At 58.2% G+C, this 17,913-nt stretch carries 15 protein-coding genes; 3 read left to right on the top strand and 12 right to left on the bottom strand.

The window, feature by feature from the left end:
• Positions 1-55 precede the first annotated feature (55 nt).
• The 3 genes from ACYVB2_RS03185 to ACYVB2_RS03175 all read left to right on the top strand — a co-directional run bounded on the left by ACYVB2_RS03185 (position 56) and on the right by ACYVB2_RS03175 (position 5,387).
• A complete protein-coding gene (locus tag ACYVB2_RS03185; protein ID WP_382429097.1) occupies positions 56-706 on the top strand; it encodes a class I SAM-dependent methyltransferase in 651 nt (216 codons plus the stop codon).
• A 9-nt stretch (positions 707-715) separates the two neighbouring features.
• Entirely contained in the window at positions 716-1,975 is a 1,260-nt protein-coding gene (locus ACYVB2_RS03180; protein WP_382429099.1) for a glycosyltransferase, read from the top strand.
• A 136-nt stretch (positions 1,976-2,111) separates the two neighbouring features.
• Positions 2,112-5,387, top strand: coding sequence for an Ig-like domain-containing protein (locus ACYVB2_RS03175; protein ID WP_382429101.1), 3,276 nt, complete (start codon positions 2,112-2,114; stop codon positions 5,385-5,387).
• A 42-nt stretch (positions 5,388-5,429) separates the two neighbouring features.
• Here the strand turns inward: ACYVB2_RS03175 and argB are convergent, their stop codons facing one another.
• The 12 genes from argB to gspD form a co-directional block, all read right to left on the bottom strand.
• Positions 5,430-6,323 (bottom strand): acetylglutamate kinase, encoded by an 894-nt coding sequence (gene argB / locus ACYVB2_RS03170; RefSeq protein ID WP_382429103.1) that lies wholly within the window; start codon positions 6,321-6,323, stop codon positions 5,430-5,432.
• Between the two features lie 48 nt (positions 6,324-6,371).
• Positions 6,372-7,472: an MraY family glycosyltransferase gene (locus ACYVB2_RS03165; RefSeq protein WP_382429105.1), complete on the bottom strand. Its 1,101-nt coding sequence runs from the start codon at positions 7,470-7,472 to the stop codon at positions 6,372-6,374.
• On the bottom strand, positions 7,469-8,239 hold the full coding sequence (locus ACYVB2_RS03160; RefSeq protein ID WP_460535231.1) for a glycosyltransferase: 771 nt from the start codon (positions 8,237-8,239) through the stop codon (positions 7,469-7,471). Before ACYVB2_RS03160 ends, ACYVB2_RS03165 begins: the two co-directional genes overlap by 4 nt.
• A complete protein-coding gene (locus ACYVB2_RS03155; RefSeq protein ID WP_382429109.1) occupies positions 8,226-9,410 on the bottom strand; it encodes a reprolysin-like metallopeptidase in 1,185 nt (394 codons plus the stop codon). The genes ACYVB2_RS03160 and ACYVB2_RS03155 overlap by 14 nt, the downstream gene beginning before the upstream one ends.
• Before the next feature lie 153 nt (positions 9,411-9,563).
• Positions 9,564-10,112: a dTDP-4-dehydrorhamnose 3,5-epimerase gene (gene rfbC / locus ACYVB2_RS03150; RefSeq protein WP_382429111.1), complete on the bottom strand. Its 549-nt coding sequence runs from the start codon at positions 10,110-10,112 to the stop codon at positions 9,564-9,566.
• An 11-nt stretch (positions 10,113-10,123) separates the two neighbouring features.
• Positions 10,124-11,008, bottom strand: a complete 885-nt coding sequence (gene rfbA, locus ACYVB2_RS03145) for a glucose-1-phosphate thymidylyltransferase RfbA (protein ID WP_382429113.1) — start codon at positions 11,006-11,008, stop codon at positions 10,124-10,126.
• Positions 11,009-11,023: 15 nt separating this feature from the next.
• On the bottom strand, positions 11,024-11,914 hold the full coding sequence (rfbD, locus tag ACYVB2_RS03140) for a dTDP-4-dehydrorhamnose reductase (protein ID WP_382429115.1): 891 nt from the start codon (positions 11,912-11,914) through the stop codon (positions 11,024-11,026).
• The gene (gene rfbB, locus ACYVB2_RS03135; protein ID WP_382429117.1) at positions 11,911-12,981 is read right to left on the bottom strand and encodes a dTDP-glucose 4,6-dehydratase; all 1,071 of its coding nucleotides are present in this window, start codon (positions 12,979-12,981) and stop codon (positions 11,911-11,913) included. The genes rfbD and rfbB overlap by 4 nt, the downstream gene beginning before the upstream one ends.
• 88 nt (positions 12,982-13,069) lie before the next feature.
• Complete coding sequence (locus ACYVB2_RS03130; protein WP_382429119.1) at positions 13,070-13,627, bottom strand: GGDEF domain-containing protein; 558 nt, start codon at positions 13,625-13,627, stop codon at positions 13,070-13,072.
• Positions 13,576-14,187 carry a hypothetical protein gene (locus tag ACYVB2_RS03125; protein WP_382429121.1) on the bottom strand — a complete coding sequence of 204 codons (612 nt, stop codon included), beginning with the start codon at positions 14,185-14,187 and terminating at the stop codon, positions 13,576-13,578. Before ACYVB2_RS03125 ends, ACYVB2_RS03130 begins: the two co-directional genes overlap by 52 nt.
• Positions 14,188-14,298: 111 nt before the next feature.
• Entirely contained in the window at positions 14,299-15,687 is a 1,389-nt protein-coding gene (locus ACYVB2_RS03120; RefSeq protein WP_382429123.1) for a GspE/PulE family protein, read from the bottom strand.
• A 9-nt stretch (positions 15,688-15,696) separates the two neighbouring features.
• Entirely contained in the window at positions 15,697-17,904 is a 2,208-nt protein-coding gene (gene gspD, locus ACYVB2_RS03115; RefSeq protein ID WP_382429125.1) for a type II secretion system secretin GspD, read from the bottom strand.
• Positions 17,905-17,913 lie beyond the last annotated feature (9 nt).

Here is a 17,913-nt window from a genome sequence, read left to right as displayed (position 1 = left end):
AGAAATAGTCTGGCCTCTGCCATCTTGTAGATGGCAGAGGCCTTTTAATTGGATCGTGAATCCGACCATTAGAAGGAAATTGAAAGTGCCAATTTTTTTACATGTTGGTTGTGGTCAAAAACGTAAAAATCAAACCACCCCAGGATTTTATAAATCTAATTGGCATGAACTGCGTTTTGACATCGATGAATCTGTTCAGCCTGATCTATTAGGTACCATGACCGACATGACAGCGGTGGCTGATATTTCTGTCGATGCTGTTTATTCAAGCCATAATATAGAGCACTTGTATCCCCATGAGGTGCCCGTTGCGCTCAAAGAATTTTTGCGGGTGCTCAAGCCAGATGGTTTTGCTATTATTACTTGCCCCGATTTAAAAAGTGTGTGTGCCTTAGTAGCAGAGGGGAAATTGTTGGAGGCAGCTTATACATCCCCAGCTGGCCCGATTGCCCCCATAGATATTCTGTACGGTTATCGTCACTCTATGGCTCAGGGTAATCTCTATATGGCCCACCGCTGCGGTTTTACGCAAAATGTGCTGGATGGTACCCTGCGTGCCTGCGGTTTTCAAACGGTTGCCAGTATGGCCCGTGGTCGGGCACCGTTTTTTGATTTATTTGCGGTGGCCAGCAAATCTGCCCGTACCGAGGCCGAGATGCGAGCACTGGCCCAAGCGCATTTTCCGCTGACTTCTCCTAAGAGCTGACCACTCGCAATGAAGATTCTTTTTATCCACCAAAACTTCCCAGGCCAATTCAAGCATTTGGCTCCTGCCTTGGTGCAGCAGGGCCATGTCGTGCTGGCGATGACTATGCAAAAGGTGCAAGCCAGCTATTGGCAGGGGGTGCAGTTGGTGCCCTATACGGCCAGCCGGGGTAGCACGCCGCAGGTGCATCCGTGGGTAGTGGACTTTGAGACCAAAACCATTCGGGCCGAGGCTTGTTTTCGGGCTGCCTTGCAACTCAAGGCCCAAGGCTTTATGCCCGATGTCATCATTGCCCACCCCGGTTGGGGTGAGAGTTTGTTCCTGAAAGAGGTTTGGCCCCAAGCCAGGTTAGGAATTTACTGCGAGTTTTTTTACCATCCGCAAGGGGCGGATGTGGGCTTCGATCCAGAGTTTCCGGCCACCGATACCGGTGATGCCTGTCGCCTGCGCTTGAAAAACCTGAACAATCTGCTCCATTTTGAAGTGGCCGATGCGGGTATCAGCCCTACCCAGTGGCAGGCCAGCACTTTTCCGCAGCCGTTTCGCAGCAAAATCACCGTCGTCCATGATGGCATTGATACGGTAACCATTGCCCCCAACCCACAGGTAGCCCTCACGCTCAATACGGCTGCTGGAGTCATTACCCTCACACGCCAAGATGAGGTAGTCACTTTTGTCAACCGCAACCTAGAGCCGTATCGGGGCTATCACACCTTCATGCGCGCATTGCCTGAACTGTTGCAACGTCGCCCACAGGCACGTGTGTTGATGGTGGGGGGGGATGATGTGAGCTATGGGGCCAAACCTGACCCACAGCGTTACGGTGCTGCCAAATGGAAAGATATTTTTGCTGCCGAGGTACGCCCGCGTATCAGTGATGCCGATTGGAGCCGAGTGCATTTTTTGGGCCATGTCCCGTACCAGCATTTCATTCCGCTGTTGCAACTCAGCACGGTACATGTGTACCTTACCTACCCATTTGTGCTCAGTTGGAGCCTGCTAGAAGCCATGAGCACCGGTTGTGCCATCGTTGCCAGCAACACCCAGCCCCTGCATGAGGCCATCATGCAAAATCAAACAGGCCGTTTGGTTGATTTCTTTGACCCAGCCGCTCTAGCCAACGAGGTGTGCAGCTTGCTGACCGACCCTATCACCCGCCAGCACCTAGGTGCCAATGCCCGCTCATTTGCCCAGCAGCATTACGATTTACAAACTGTGTGCTTGCCTAGGCAGTTAGATTGGGTACAGAGTTTGGTTTTGAAAAAATAGAGGTTTGCCATCGCAGATGGGGTTGCGTGCCACCCAACGTTGCCCAGCATGTAACCTTGTTGAGTCCTTGTCTTAAATTTAATTATAATGATATCTATTCTCATTTGTGTTAAGTTTCAATAAGTGAAGGAAGTTCATGTCTCAAACCGTGTTTGGTGCCGCAGCCGTTGTCACGTTCCTCAACCGTGCGTTCCACAACACCACGCCTGGTCATCTGATCTTCCAAAACCAAGTCAAGGCCGCTGGCAGCACAGCAGCGAGCCAAACCGCGTTTGCGGCCCAGTTTGGTGCCAGCTTTGCCACTTTGAGCGATGCTGCCTTGGCCCACAAGGTATTGGGCAACATGGGAGTGTTGCCCAATGCGGATCTGGAGGCCGCTTTGGTTGAACGCTTTGCTGCTGTGGGCACCGATGGCCGTGGCTTGCTGGTCTGGCAGTTGGGCCAAATCTTGGTGGGCTTAGAGGGGGCTGGGGGCAGTCTGGCCGCTTATGCCCCTGCGGCAGCTGCTTGGAACCATGCCATCACGCAGTCTTATTTGTATTCGGTAGACCCCACCAATACCGTAGCAATCGATCCGCTGGCCGACATGACGGCCCCTGTGGTCAGCAGTGCCACTTTTTCTTATGCCGAAAACCAAGCCGCTGGCTATGGGGTGGGTACGGTGGCAGCCACCGACGGGGTGGGTGTGACGGCCTTTGAAATCGCCACCGGCAACAGCAGTGGCTACTTTGCCATAGATGCTGCAGGCAACATTACCCTGACCGAAGCCGGTGCGGCGGCCACTGCTGCTAACGATTATGAAACCGCCCCCAATGCCTTTGCCCTTGGCGTGGTGGCCAAAGATGCGGCTGGCAACACCTCGGCGGTAGCCAATATGGCTATCCAAGTGACCGATGTAGACGATGTAGCTCCCAAGTTGCTGGCCGCTGCGGCGGTTGGCACCACCGTCAAGCTCAACTTTAATGAAGCGTTCAAGGCCGGTGCAATCGTGTATGCAACGGCGTTTAATGTGGTGGATGCGGCCAATACTTCTATTGGCGTCGGGTCGGTCACAGTGAGTGGCTCTCAGGTGATTCTGACCTTGGCGGCGCTGCCTTCTGGTGCAGTCAAGGTGAGCTATGCTGCACCCGCCATAGCAGAGGCGTTGCAAGATGCGGCAGGCAACAAAGTGGCAGACATTGTGGGTCAGCTGGCCGTGGCCGACATCACAGCCCCTACCTTGCTAAGTTCCAATCCGGCCGATGATTCCAGCACCTTGGCCGCCGCCAGCAATTTGGCCCTGACGTTTTCTGAAAACGTGGTGTTAGGGGCTGGCTTCATCACCCTGGTCAACACGATAGAGGCCAGCGATACCCGCACCATTGCAATAACCGATGCTGCCCAGGTGTCTGTGGCAGGTGCAGTGCTCACCATCAACCCAACCGCCAATTTGAAGGTGGGGGCGTCTTACTACGTGAATGTCCCAGCCACAGCAGTGTTTGATGCTGCAGGCAACCCCTATGCTGGCATCAGCAACGTCACCGGGTTGAATTTCACAGTGTTGGTGCCTCCCGTGCCGGGCGAAACCTTGATTTTCACTACGGCCATTGACCTACTCACTGGCACAGCAGGGGATGACACCATTATTGGCGTGTTTTCTACATCGCCGCCCGGCACTTTGAGTGTTGTAGATCGCATTCGTGCAGGGGCAGGCATGGATACCCTCAAAATGTATGGCACCTATGATGTCAGCCAAATGCCTGACACCATCACTGGTGTAGAGGTGCTGCAATTGGTCATTGCGGCCAACGCGGCCTTGGATTTGTCGTCTTCCTTGTACAGCAAGGCTGTGTCTGGCATAGAGAAAGTGATCATTGACGATGCAGTGGCTATCAATGGCCAAACCATCACTACTACCACCGGCCAATCGTTGAGTTTGGCCACGGGCACCACCGGGGCCGGTACTGCGGGGGCTGTAACTTGGTCTGCCAGTTCTACCGATGCGGTGCTGAATTTGGCCCTCAATGGTTACCAGAGCAGTGCCTCGGCGGGTGCTGTGCAAAGCCTGACCGTGAGCAACACCGCCGCCAGCACCGTGCAACTGGCCTCAACGGGGGCCGCCAACAAGGTTTCTACCTTGACCTTGGGGGCACAAACCAGCAAGCTCGTCATTACCGGCGACAAGGCATTGACGGTGAGCACCAATTTTGTGTCGTCTGGTGGGGCTGGTGTGCTCAAGGTGGTAGATGCGTCTGCCAGCACGGGCAGTGTAGGCATCACCGTAGCTGCAGGCACAACGGCTGCTTTTGCCTTTGCGGGTGGCGCTGCGAACGACAGCCTAACCTTGGCAGCCGCCCCTGATGCTGCTTTTGCGTTCTCTGGGGGTGCCGGTAACGATAACCTCAAGCTGGCCGACAATGGTTTGCAGGCGCTGGCCTCGGGGGCGCAACTGGATGGTGGTGCAGGCAGCACTGACAAAATCAGCTTAAACGATGGGGCGCTGCTTGCCAACGAATACACAGCCCTCAATGCGGCTAAGAATTTTGAAGTGCTGGGGTTAATTGCTGCAGTAACGGTGGATGCGAGCCAATTGGCTGGTTACAAAATTTATTCATTGGATGGTAATGCGGCCCAAGTGATCAATCAGGTGGCTACTGGCACTACCGTTAATTTAACCACCAGCCATGCCACCGATATTACGGTGGCTGCCGCTGTGGGGGTCAATGATCTGGCTTTTAATATAGGTGCCAGTACCGTGGGTGGCAATTTAACACTGTCTGGATTTAGTTTGGTGGCCTTGGGCAGCAACAGCAATAGCACCATCAACCACCTGATTTTGCGTGATAACGCCGTAGTGACTATCACGGGGTCTAAAGACCTGACCATCACGGCGGTGGCAGATGCCACTACCACGGGCCACAAAATAGATGGCACAGCCCTGACGGGTAAGCTCAACGTCACGGCCAACCAAGCAGCTTATGCTGCCAATTCTATGTTGGGCGATATTCTCATAGGCGGCAGCAACACCGACACCCTCAAAGCGGGCTTGAACAGCACCAAGCTCACGGGTAATGCAGGTAACGACATTTTTGATGTTTCGTTGGCCGTGGCGGGTGCCACGGCCCATGCCAATATCACCACAATTACCGATTTGGCCAAGGGCGATGCCATTAAGTTTGGCAGCACGGCGGGAGCCTTCACGGCCACCAAGGTGGATTTGAGCGGTGCAGTCTCTGAGCAAGCGGCGCTTGATGCGCTGTTGGTGGGCAATGACAGTGATGTGAAATGGGGGGTGTATAACGGCAATACCTATATCGTTGATGATGTGGGGGCAGGCAACACGATGGAGGCTGCCGATACCATCGTCAAGTTGGCTGGCGTATTGAATTTGAGTGCCAGTACCTTTGCCAGCCAAGTGCTCCTCTTGGCCTGAGGGCATCAGGCAAGCACCCACCCCTGTGGTGGGCGGTGCCCTTTATTGGGCGCGAATCATGGTGCCGTGGGCTTGGCCGCTAAGCACTTCGAGCAGCATGGTGTGCGGGGCGCGGCCATCAATGATGTGAACGGCATTGACGCCCGCCTTGGCCGCATCAAGCGCCCCGGCAATTTTGGGCAACATGCCACCGCTGATGGTGCCATCGGCCACCAAGGCATCAATACGCTGGGGGGTCAGTTCGGTCAGCAGTTGGCCTTGTTTGTCCAACACGCCAGGAATATTGCTGAGCATCAGCAGTTTTTCTGCTTGCAGGGCCACGGCCAAGCCTGCGGCCACCACATCGGCATTGATGTTGTAGCTCTCGTTGTGTGCGCCAAAACCCACCGGGCTGACCACCGGAACCAATCCTGCACTTTGCAGGGTGAGGATGATGCTGGTGTCGATGGCCGTGATGTCGCCTACTTGGCCCACATCGTGGGTGAGGGTGGCATCATTTTGATCAACCAGACGCAGCTTTTGTGCGCGAATCAGGCCGCCATCACGCCCAGTCAGGCCTACAGCCCGGCCACCGGCTTGTTGGATACGGCCCACAATGTCGGCCTGCACTTCACCAGCCAGTACCCATTGCACGATTTGCATGGTTTCAGCATCGGTGACGCGCATACCTTGGATAAATTGGCCTTGTTTGCCTACGCGCTGAAGGGCCGACTCGATTTGCGGGCCGCCGCCGTGTACCACCACAGGTTGTATGCCTGCCAGTTGCAGCAGCACAATGTCTTCAGCAAAGGCTTGTTGCAGTGCTGGATCGGTCATGGCGTTGCCGCCGTATTTGACCACCATAGTTTTGCCCCGAAATTGGCGCAGCGCGGGCAGCATCTGTGCCAGCAGTTGGGCGTGGTCGCGGGGGGCGATGGTGCAAGGGGTGTCGGTCATGAGGGCATCAATCCAAAAAGAAGCAAGGAATGCAAATTGTGCCGCAGCTTAATGACGCAACCATTCTGGCACCTTGAAGCGCACAATGGCCAAATAGGCGGCCACATAACTGACAATGAACAGCAGGCAAAAGCCGATCAGCACCCAGGTACGGTTCCAAAACAATACGGCAGGCACCACCGTGAGCAAGGTAAAGCCCCACAGGTAGGGGGAGGTGCGGTTGTTGCGCATCAACATGCGGCGTGATTCATCGTCGTGGAATACGCTGCGCACAATGCGCCGGTAAATCAGTTGGTGAAAATGCAGTGCATCGGCCACCCCCGGTGAGATACCACGGGCCAGTTTGCGATAAATAGAAAACACGGTTTCCCACACGGGGTAGATCAGCAACAGCATGGGAAACCACGGTGACACATCGGCATTGCGTTGCACCAAGGCCAAGCTGGCCAGCGCAATCACCACCCCCCAGATGTAGGCACCGCCATCGCCAGCAAACAGCATACCGCGCGGGTAGTTCCATACCAGAAACCCTCCGGTGGCTGCTGCCGTGACCACCAGCAGGGTGGCCAGTGCCCGGTCACCTACCTGCAATGCTACATGGGCCAGTGCCAAACAGACGATCAGGGCGACCATGCCTGCCAAGCCGTTGTAGCCGTCAATGATGTTGAAGGCATGGGGCAGGCCTGCTACAGCCAGCAGGGCAATAGCGCAACCCAGCCAAGGGGCCATCTGTAGCAAGGTATCGAGCCAAGGCAGGCCCAGCCGGGCCACGGTGATGTCTAGCAGCACCACTGCCAGCAGGCCCGACAAGGCGGTAAAGGCCAACCGAAACCGCACGGGCAGGCGTTGGGTCATGTCTTCGGCAATGCCACCAATGGCCGCGGGCAGCAGTGTAATGAGCCACAGGGCCGTCCATGGGCCTAGGCCCAAGTTGCCTGGGTCGCGCCAGGCCATTTGTGCCAGCCCAAGCAGCCAGCCCAAGCCAGTGCCTGCCAGCAGGGCCACGCCACCCAACCGGGGCACATGACCAAAATGGAATCGTTGGGGCATTTCATGCCCATACAGTGCAGCATGGCCCCGCAACCAGCGCACGACCAAACCGGCCACGATAACCGCCACCAGAAACGCCACCAAAGACAACCACATCATAGGGGCGCGATCGTACCTGTATTAGGGGCATCTGGGTTGCGGCGTATGGCCTTGTAACTGCTAGAAGACCACAAACGCAACAAACTGCACACATGCCACAGGGTGTGGCGCCAATGCCGTTGGCTGGCCCGTTGCCCAGTATGGATGACCGATACGGGTGCCCGCACCAGAGACAACCCGGCCAGGCGCAGGCGCAGGCACAGATCCACATCCTCGCAGTATATGAAATAGCGGTTGTCAAAGCCCCCCAGTTGGTGCCATACCGCTGTGGGCAAGACCATGCAGGCACCATTGACCCAATCTGTGCGCTGCTCCCGCTGGCCTAAGATGCGCCGCTGCCACAGGGCCGTAGGGGTGGGGAGGGCGCGTTCGCTGTCTTGCACTTGGCCTTGGGCGTCCACTTGCATTGGGTAGGCGCAGCCGGTGCCGGGTTGTGCAGCCGTGTGAACCAGCACGGCAAAGGGGTCTGGTGGGTGCAGTGCAACGTCGGGGTTGAGAATGCAGACAAAAGGTTCGGACACTGTCTGCAAGGCTCGGTTGTGGTTGTTGCCAAAACCGGCGGGCTGGGTGTTGCGCAAAATGTGCAGGGCGAAAGGCCAGCCTTTGGGGGGTGGAGCAGGCTCGGGCTCTGGAATGTTGAGGGTGAGCACCACCCGTGCCACGGTGGCATGGCTATGTTGGGCCAGTTGCCACAACAGCGACTGCACCAGCGGGCCATGCCCGTGGCTGACTACTGAGACGGCCAGCACGGCATCAGGCTGGGACAAACGCTAGCCCCTGGGCACTCAGGCCAGCCAAACCGATATTGGCGGCATTGGTGTCACTGGCGGCTGCCCAAGCCACCAGTTCTGCCGGGGTGTACTGTTGGGCGTCCAGTGCGGCGCTCAAGGCTTGCAGGGTGCTGGTGCTGGGCGTGCTGTGGTACAGCTGGTAGTACAGATGCGTGACAATTTGGGCATGGCTGGGGTGGGGGCCAAGCACGGCTTGCAATGCCAGGAGGTTCAGTGGTGTGCCAGACAGCCCAGAGTCCACGGCATGGAGCACTGCACCCACCCAGTTGGCATGTTCTAGTCCCTCCGCTCCCAGCATCGCGCCTATCAGGCGGGCGGTGGTGCCCGCGGCACCATCCAGGTCAAGTGCCAAGGAGGTGTCGGTAAACTGTAGCCGTTCAATCTGTTGGAGGGTGTCGGTGCCGTCGCGCCCCAGGGTGCTGTCTTGCAGTGTCCAACCAGTGCCCTGGCGGGTGAGGGTGTAGTCGGCCCGCACACCATCGAGCACTACGGTGTCGGTGCCTTGCAAGCCGTCAAAGGCCTCGTTGGCCGAGCTGCTGACCAAGCGATCGTTTTGCAGGGTGCCGGGCTGGCTCAGTGTGCTGTTGGGCAGGCTCAGGGTGGAGCCGTGGGTGGAGTTTTGGCCCCAGGTGCCACCCAGGCCATCACGGCCATAGAGCCAGTCCAAGGTGATCACATCGTATGCTTGGAACACGGATTTGTAGCTGCCACGCCAGGTGTAGGACATGACCGTGTTATCGGTATGGTCTTCTGCGGTTGGCAAGGCATATTCGGTATCGAATGGATGGCCCAAGCCCAGCATGTGACCAATCTCGTGTAGCAACACCTCGTAGCCAATGGAGCCAGCCACAGGCTGTTGGTTGATGCTGGCCTGCTCTACATTGTCGAGATAGACCAAGGTTTCGGCATTCAGTTCGGTCAGGACGTTATTCCAGTCGCTGCGGTAACGGTAGTACGCGGAGGTAAGACCGGCGATGTTGGCCCCTTGCAGGTTGGTGGCTGCAAAATGCACATCGGCCAAGGCGCTGCTGCTGACTTCATTGAAAACAATGCCCGTCAGCAGACTGGCGTGTTGCAAGATTTGGCGTGTGGCTTGCTGTTGGGTGCTGTTGAAAGCGGTAACAGGCTCGGCGGTTTCTCCGTCCATGATGCTGCCGGGGCTGGCATCGAAGGTGTAGTAGAGAGTGTTGCGGCTATCGGGTCAGAAGTTCCAGACCGCCGGAAAGCCGAGCAGGGAGTCCACCCGGTAGTCACCGGAGTAGACAATGGTTTCCAGATCGGTGACGGTCGCAGTCATTGGCTAGTCGTAGGTGGCAGCACTGGCCAGTGCTTGGCCTTGGCTGTCTTTGGCGGACAACAGGGGGCTCATACCAATATCGGGCCAAGTGATAGCCAGATCGGGGTCGTCCCAGGCAATGCAACGCTCGTGTGCTGGGGCGTAGTAATCGGTGGTTTTGTACAAAAACTCGGCACTGTCGCTCAGTACCAAGAAGCCGTGGGCAAAACCCGGCGGCACCCACAGCTGGCGGTGGTTGTCGGCGCTGAGTTCGGCCCCTACCCATTGACCAAAGGTGGGTGAGCTTTTGCGGATATCGACGGCCACATCAAACACGGCCCCTTGCACCACACGCACCAATTTGCCTTGGGCTTGCTCGATTTGGTAATGCAGGCCACGCAGCACACCCTTGGCGCTGCGGCTGTGGTTGTCTTGCACAAAGGCGTGGTCGGTGCCGGTGGCCTCGTTGAAGGCGCGCTGGTTGAAGCTTTCGTAAAAAAAGCCGCGTGCATCGCCAAACACTTTGGGTTCAATGAGCACAACTTCGGGGATACGCAGACGGGTGGCTTGCATGGCGTGGAACCTTAATAAACTTTTTCTTGCAACAGGCGCAGCAAATACTGGCCGTAGCCATTTTTGCGCAGCGGCTGTGCCAGTTGTTCTAGTTGGGCGGCGTCAATCCAGCCGTGGCGCCAAGCGATTTCTTCGGGGCAGGCGATTTTGAGGCCTTGGCGGCGCTCCAGCGTGGCAATGAATTGGCCTGCATCGAGCAAGCTATCGTGCGTGCCAGTGTCTAGCCAAGCATAGCCCCGGCCCATGATCTCGACGCTGAGCTGGCTTTGTTCGAGGTACAGGCGGTTGAGGTCGGTGATCTCTAACTCGCCGCGTGGCGAGGGTTGCAGGTGCTTGGCCAGCTCGACCACTTGGTTGTCGTAAAAATACAGGCCCGTGACGGCGTAGTTGGATTTGGGGGCTGTGGGCTTTTCTTCCAACGACAGCACCTTGCCGCTGGCATCAAACTCGGCCACACCATAACGCTCAGGGTCGTGTACATGGTAGGCAAACACGCTTGCGCCCTCGGTGCGGGCATGGGCGCGTGCCAGCAGGTGGTGGAAGTCGTGGCCGTAAAAAATGTTGTCGCCCAGCACCAAGGCGCTGGGGCTGTTGCCCACAAATTGCTCACCAATGATGAAGGCTTGGGCCAGCCCATCGGGGCTGGGTTGCACGGCGTATTGCAGGTTGACACCCCATTGGCTGCCATCGCCCAACAGTTGCTCAAAGCGTGGGGTGTCTTGTGGCGTGCTGATGAGCAGGATGTCACGAATGCCCGCCAGCATCAGGGTGCTGAGGGGGTAGTAAACCATGGGTTTGTCGTACACCGGCAGCAGTTGTTTGCTGATGGACAGGGTAGCGGGGTGCAGCCGGGTGCCGGAGCCTCCGGCGAGGATGATGCCTTTGCGTGCGGTCATGGTGTGGGGCTTGGTTTAGAGGATTTCGGCCAACATGCGGGCTACGCCTTGTTGCCAGTGCGGCAAGTGCAGACCAAAGGTGTCTTGGAGCTTGCGGGTGCTCAGGCGCGAGTTGTGCGGGCGCGTGGCTGGGGTGGGGAAGGCGCTGGTGGGCACGGGGGCCACTTCGGTGGTTTGGATGGGCAATGCGGGGGCCAATTGCCGCGCCTGTTCAATGACAAATTGGGCGTATTGGTTCCAATTGGTCTCTCCAGCGGCCACGCAGTGGTACAGGCCACCATCTTGGGGGCGCTGTTGCAAGTGGCGGATGGCATGGGCCGTGACATCGGCCAGCAGGTCAGCCCCCGTGGGTGCGCCCCATTGGTCGTTAATCACGGTCAGACGGTCGCGCTCTTGCGCTAAACGCAGCATGGTTTTGGCAAAGTTGCCGCCACGGGCGGCATAGACCCAACTGGTGCGCAAAATCAGATGCTGGCAACCCGATTGTTGGATGAGCTGTTCGCCTTCGAGTTTGGTGCGGCCATACACGCTCAAGGGGCCAGTGGCATCTTGCTCTGTCCACGGGCGGTTGCCACTGCCATCAAAGACGTAATCGGTGCTGTAGTGAATCAGCCATGCCCCCAGTTGTGCGGCCTCTTGGGCCAGCACGCCGGGGGTGGTGGCGTTGAGCAGCCGGGCCAGTTCGGGTTCGCTCTCGGCCTTATCGACGGCGGTATGGGCTGCTGCATTGACGATGACATCCGGGCGCAGTGCGCGCACGGTGTCGGCAATACCCGCTGGGTGGCTAAAGTTGCCGCAGTGTTCGGTGCTGTCGTGGTCTAGGGCCGTGACTTGGCCCAATACCGACAGGCTGCGTTGCAGCTCCCAGCCCACTTGGCCGCCTTTGCCCAGAAGAAGAATGTTCATACGGCGTCCTGGCTCGTGTATTGCTTGCTCACCCAGTCGCGGTAAGCGCCGGTTTGCACGTTGGCCACCCAGTCAGCATTGTCCAAGTACCAGGCCACGGTTTTGCGGATGCCGGTGTCGAAGGTTTCGGCGGGCTTCCAACCCAGTTCACGTTCGATTTTGCGCGCATCAATGGCGTAGCGCCGGTCGTGGCCGGGGCGGTCTTGCACGTAGGTGATTTGGCTGGCGTAGCTTTGACCATCGGCGCGTGGGCGCAGCTCGTCCAGCAGCGCGCAAACGGTGTTGACAATCTCGATGTTGGGCTTTTCGTTCCAGCCGCCCACGTTGTAGGTTTGGCCCAGTTGCCCGGCCTCTAGCACGCGGCGGATGGCGCTGCAATGGTCTTTGACATACAGCCAGTCGCGCACTTGCATTCCGTCGCCATACACCGGCAGGTTCTTGCCCGCCAGCGCATTGACGATCATCAGCGGAATCAGTTTTTCGGGGAAATGGTAGGGGCCGTAGTTGTTGGAGCAGTTGGTGGTGAGCACCGGTAGGCCGTAGGTGTGGTGCCAGGCGCGCACCAAGTGGTCGCTGGCGGCTTTGCTGGCCGAATACGGGCTATTGGGCTCGTAAGTGTGCTCTTCGGTAAAGGGGGGGGCGTCTTTGCTCAGGGTGCCATAGACTTCGTCGGTACTCACATGCAAAAAGCGGAACGCCGCTTTGCTGTCGGTGGGCAGTGCCTGCCAGTAGTGGCGCACAGCCTCTAGCAGCCTGAAGGTGCCCACCATGTTGGTTTGGATAAAGTCTTCGGGGCCGTGGATGGAGCGGTCTACATGGCTTTCGGCCGCAAAGTTGACCACCGCACGCGGCTGGTATTGCGCCAGCAGTTGCGCCAGCAAGGCACTATCGCCAATATCACCCTGTACGAAGATGTGCCGTGCATCGCCTTGCAGGCTGGACAGGTTGTTGAGGTTGCCCGCGTAGGTGAGCTTGTCGAGGTTGACCACAGGCTCGTTGCTGCCCGCCAGCCAATCGAGGACGAAGTTGGCGCCAATAAAGCCTGCGCCGCCGGTGACAAGAATCATGGTGTAAATCGAATTGGTAAATGCCAAACGGCGAAGCCGGGGATTATCGTATTTTCAGGGCTTTGAGGCACGACAGACCCAGAGCGCGCTAGTGGGCCGTTTGTAAGCCCGCATGATCTTCGGTAAAGCAAGAAACGCGGTTGCGGCCCTGAGATTTAGCCAGATACATGGCCTGATCAGCCTGCTGCTGGATGGCCAACATGGTCTGGGCGTTGTGCTGATTGCGGGCCACGCCAATGCTGGCGGTGATGCGGATGTGCTGCTCGGCGCCAATAGCGGGCATCAGGTTTTGGATGGTTTGGCGCAGGGTTTCGGCCAATCGGCTGGCGCTGTCCAGGTCGGTATGGGGCAGAAAAATGGAAAACTCTTCGCCGCCAATGCGCCCCAGTGCATCGCTGGCCCGTATGCCTTGTTGCAGGGCAGAGGCCACAGCTTGCAGCACCAGGTCTCCGGCAGCATGGCCATAGGTGTCGTTGATGGATTTAAAGTGATCCAGATCGACAAACAGCACGGTATACGGGGTGCCTTGGCGTTTGGCCAGCTCGATCAGTTGGTCGCAAGTGGCATAGTAGGCGCGGGCATTGAGCACGCCAGTCAGGGGGTCGTGGGTGGCCATGTGTAGCACCCGTTCGTAGGATTGGCGCATGCGTACAAAGTACGAGATAGAGCGGGCGCCATAGAAGTGGAAAAAAACGCCCGTATAGGCAATGCAATGCTGGTCAGCAAGGTGGCTAAGGCGTTGGGAGAGTAAGGCACGGCCAGATAGCTGTTGCCCCAGGCCAGCCCAACCAGCGTTAACCCAGTGATGAAGGTACCGGCCCGCTGTCCGAGCAGAATGTAGACGCCGGGAATGTTGGTCATGAACCACAGCACGCGCAGTTCATCTTCTGACACAAAGACCAATGCCGAGACGTATTCCAGCAGGCAGATGGTCTCGTACGCCACGGCCACGGGCAAGAATCTTTCTTTGTGGCTGCGCAGCAACCACCACAGCACCAACGAGAACAGGGTAAACAGCAACATCGAGCGCACATGCAGTGGGGCAATGCGGTTGATGCTGGATTGATCGCCCACGATGAGCAAGCCTGTGCAGATGGCCCCAGACAGCAACACGATGATCAGGAAACGGAAGCGGAATTCGTCAAATTCTTCACTGTCCTGAAAGCTGACCTGTCCAAAAATCCAGTGTTGCAGTAAAGCTCCCACGGCGCTTCTCCTTGGTGTTGGGTCTTTTGGTGCCAATCACAGGAGCTTACAGCTTGTTACGTCTCGTGGGTGATTTCCCAGTGTTGCTTTGGGTTTTGGCACGCGGCGGGGTTAGTCGCGGGTGACGCGCAGTACCTCTTCGCGGGTGGTGGTGCCTGCGGCAATCAGGCGTTCGCCATCGTCGCGCATCAAGGCCATGCCGCTGGCGATGGCTGCAGCGCGAATATCGGCCTCGGCGGCACGTTGGTGGATTTGGGCACGAATGGTCTCGGTGGTGGTGAGCAATTCAAATACCCCCGTACGGCCTTGGTAGCCAGTATGGCCGCAGGCGTCGCAGCCCTTGCCCGTGCAATGCGTGCACAGTTTGCGCACCAACCGTTGTGCCAGTACCCCCAACAAGGAGGAACTGAGCAAAAACGGCTCTACGCCCATATCAGTGAGGCGGGTCACAGCACTGGCTGCATCGTTGGTGTGCAAAGTAGCCAACACCAAATGCCCGGTGAGCGAGGCTTGGATGGCGATTTGTGCGGTTTCAAAATCGCGAATCTCGCCAATCATGATGACATCGGGGTCTTGGCGCAAGATGGCGCGCAAGGCTTTGGCAAAGGTCAGGTCGATTTTGCTATTGACCTGGGTTTGGCCGATGCCGGGCAATTCGTACTCGATGGGGTCTTCCACCGTCATGATGTTGCTTTGGCTGGCATCGAGCCGCGACAACGCCGCATACAGGGTGGTGGTCTTGCCCGAGCCGGTGGGGCCAGTGACCAAAATAATGCCGTGCGGTTGGGCAATGAGCTGCTCAAAGCGGGCCAGCACCTCGCCTTGCATTCCTACGGCTTCTAGGCTGATTTTTTCGCTGGTTTTGTCTAGCAGGCGCAGCACGGCACGCTCGCCGTGGGCGCTGGGCAGGGTAGAGACGCGCACATCAATGGCCCGCGTGCCCAAACGCAGGCTGATGCGGCCATCTTGCGGCAGGCGTTTTTCTGAAATATCCAGATCGGCCATGATTTTTAGGCGCGAAATCAGGGCGGCGTGCAGGGCGCGATTGGGTTGCACCACTTCGCGCAGCGTGCCATCGACACGAAAGCGCACACTGCTGTGGCGTTCATAAGGCTCAATGTGGATGTCGCTGGCCCCATCGCGGGCGGCTTGGGTGAGCAGGGCATTGAGCATCCGAATGATGGGGGCATCATCGGCGGTCTCGAGCAAGTCCTCCACCGCAGGCAACTCTTGCATCATGCGCGACAGGTCGGCATCGCTTTCTACTTCACTGACCACAGTAGCGGCACTGGACTCGCTTTGGGCATAGGCGCTGCTGATACGTTGGGCCAGTATCGAGGCATCTACGGCTTGCAGTTGTACGGCGGGGTATTTGCGGAGCACTTCAGACAGGGCTGACACATCCGGGGTTGGGCTGTGGCAGAGCAGCAGTTGCTGGCCGTCATCTTGCAGCAGCAGCTGCACGGTGCGGGCAAAGGCATAGGGCAGAGGGTAGCGCATGGCCATGTTTTACAGGGCGCCTGCGGGGCGGGGCGTGGCATTGCCACGGCTGGGGGCCGGGGCTGGGGGCGTCAGTGCGGGCAGCACAGGGGCTTCAGAGACTGAGCGCAGGACAGCATTGGGGCTAGGCTGTGTGGCCTGTTGTAGCGCGCGAATGGCTTCGTAGCGGTCTACCATCAGGGCGTCGCTGGCCGCTGCATCCCGGATGACCTGTGGGCGCAAAAACACCATCAGGTTGGTTTTTTTGCGTGAGCGGTTCTCGCTGCGAAAGAAGTGTCCCACCATAGGCAGGTCGCCCAGCAGGGGGACTTTGTCTTCGGCTTGGGCATAGCTGTCTTCGAGCAAGCCGCCAATGACGATGATGCTGCCGTCTTCCACCAGCACGTTGGACTCAATCGAACGTTTGCTGGTGGTAGGGCCGTTGGTGTCTTTCAGGGTGGCGGTGTCGATTTTTGACACTTCTTGGTAGATGGACAGCTTGACGGTGCCGTTTTCGTTGATTTGTGGGCGCACCCGCAGCATCAGGCCCACGTCTTTGCGCTCTACGGTGGTGAAAGGGTTGACGGTGCTGGTGCCGGTGGTGTTGGCATAGGAGCCGGTGACAAAGGGCACGTTGTTGCCAATGACGATACGGGCCTCCTCGTTGTCCAGCGTCATCAGGTTGGGGGTGGACAGCACGTTGGCATCGCCACTGTTTTGCAGAAAATTAGCCAAGGCACCGAGGTAATACTGACCATTGGTACGTGGCGCCAAGGCCAAGTTCAGCCCCTTGCCCAGCGATGACAAGGCGGTGGCGTCGCCATTGGCGATGCCAGCGGTCATGCTCAAGATGTTGGCACCGGCATTGCCTGAGTTGGTGCCAATCACGCCCACGGTGCCATCGCCGCTCTTGCCCAGTACGCCTTGCCACTGGATGCCAAATTCGGCCATTTTGTTGGCGGCTACTTCCACGATCAGGCTCTCCACCAGCACTTGCGCTCGGCGGCCATCGAGCTGGTCGATGACGGTGCGCAACTGGCGGTACAGAGGCTCTGGTGCCGTGATGACCAACGAGTTGGTGGTGGGGTCGGCCTGAATGATGCCTCCGGTGGAGGGCTGGTTGCTGTTGGCGTTGTTGCCCAGGTTGGCACTGGTGCTCAAGCCGCTGCCACTGAGGCCGGTGTTGCTGCCCAAACCGGTGCTTGGCAGGCTGGCATTGTTGCTACTGCTGGGGGCAGATGTGGGTGCGCCGCTGCCCAAAGTGGCGGCCAGTGCGGCGCGCAGAGTCACGGCCAGTTTGCTGGCATCGGCGTTTTTCAGGTAAACGACATGGATATTGCCTGAGGCGGCGCTGCTGCCCGGCAGTGCAGGCTGGTCGAGCTTGGCTACCAGCGCCCGCACCTGGGTAACACGGGCGGGGTTGGCCGCGCGCAAAATCAAGGCATTGCTGCGTGGCTCAGGCAGGACGGTGGTTTTGAAGGCGGTATCGCTCACGCCGGCTGTTGTGGCATTGGCACCACCGCTGCTTTGGCCTGAATCTATCAATCGGGTTACCAAGGGGGCCAAATCGGTGGCTACGGCATGGCGTAAGGGAATGATTTCTACATCGCTGGCGTTGGACACATCCATCGCGGCAATGATTTTGGCCAAGCGTTGCAGGTTGTCGGCGTAGTCGGTGATGATGAGGGAGTTGCTGCCTGGATTGATGTTGATGGTGTTGTTCGGGCTGATCAGTGGGCGCAACACGGGCACCAGGTTGTTGGCACTTTCGTAGTGGAGACGGAAAATTTGCGTCATGATTTGCCCGCCCGCCGGGCTGGAGCGTCCGTCACGCGCCACACTCACTTGGCCGCCTTGTAACTTGGCATCGGCCTCGGGCACGATTTTGTACAACCCGGCAGCTTCCACCACGGTGTAGCCTTGCAGCCGCAGCGCAGCCAAAAATTGCTCAAAGGCGGCTGCTGGGCTGACTGGGCGTTCGGTGACCAGATTGATCTGCCCTTTCACGCGCGGATCAACCACTACGTTGCGCCCGGTAATGGTGGCCAGGGTGCGGGCCACGGCTTCGATATCGGCCCCAGCAAAGTTGAACGTGACTGGCTCGCCGGGGCGCACGCTGGTGGTGCTGGGGCTGAGGCTGTTTTGCGCATGGACGGGGCTGCCTGAATGCAGCAATAAGGCGCTGGCCAGTAGGGCTTGAATGGCAGTCCGCAGGGGGGGATGGGCGAGGGAGTGCATACAGTATTC

This window comes from Giesbergeria giesbergeri, from assembly GCF_054779375.1.
The sequence above is the reverse complement of the archived record's forward strand: the minus strand, read 5'-3'. Positions and strand labels throughout refer to the sequence as shown.